The 651-nt window shown below is 44.7% G+C and carries 1 protein-coding gene and 1 pseudogene; one reads left to right on the top strand and one right to left on the bottom strand.

What is annotated here, in order from left to right; genetic code table 11:
• Positions 1–184, bottom strand: a 184-nt coding sequence (locus ACHABW_RS25930) for a hypothetical protein (protein WP_435759923.1), incomplete at its 3' end; no start/stop codon positions are given.
• A 249-nt stretch (positions 185–433) separates the two neighbouring features.
• On the opposite strand from ACHABW_RS25930, the pseudogene ACHABW_RS25925 reads away from it, so the two are divergent.
• Positions 434–651 (top strand): annotated as a pseudogene (locus tag ACHABW_RS25925) (group II intron reverse transcriptase/maturase); the annotation flags it as partial.

The raw sequence follows: 651 nt of genomic DNA, 5'->3' as shown, positions 1-651 counted from the left end.
ATGTGTGCCCGGCATGTCTAACAACTTGGTGGTGAAAGTCCACTACAGACTTGGTAGTAGGAACTGTTAGCGGAAGGCAAGGGTGTCCATCGTGAGGTGGAATCTGAAGGAAGCCGGAAGCAAAATCCTGAGGTGACGAACAGAAATTGGATACAAGGCTGAATAGAGAAGGATGAGTTTGCATAACAAAATGAAGTCCTATACTACCCAAATCTCTTACAGTAAATCCAGCACCTATATGGGAGGAAAGTGGTTAGACTTACCCGGGGAGGTCTTACAAGGGTTCCCGACAAGAGGGAAGGAATTTCCCACAGGAACAATCATGACAGTGATGGCTTGATGAATTGTAAGAAGTCAGCCGAAGCCATAGTAGTCCAAAAAGAGGATGAAGGGCTGAACAATAGTAATCTTGGAAGCCGTGGAGGTGAGAGAAATGCAAAGATCACAGACAACATCGAAAGATGGCTATCTACAAGAGAATAGGATGGAATCCGAAGGTACAGTAGAAGTGTGTAGTATTTCTCACGGTGAAACGGAAAGAAGAGATGGTGTGAGTCATCTGATCAATAAAGTAGCCAGTCGCTCAAACTTGAACCAAGCTTATAAAAAGGTGAAGGCTAACAAGGGAGCTCCTGGAGTTGATGGAATGAC

Source organism: Salipaludibacillus sp. CF4.18 (assembly GCF_051262595.1).
Classification (GTDB): Bacteria; Bacillota; Bacilli; order Bacillales; family Salisediminibacteriaceae; genus Salipaludibacillus; species Salipaludibacillus neizhouensis.
Note: the sequence above shows the minus strand (reverse complement) of the source record. Positions and strands in the feature narration are given on the sequence as shown.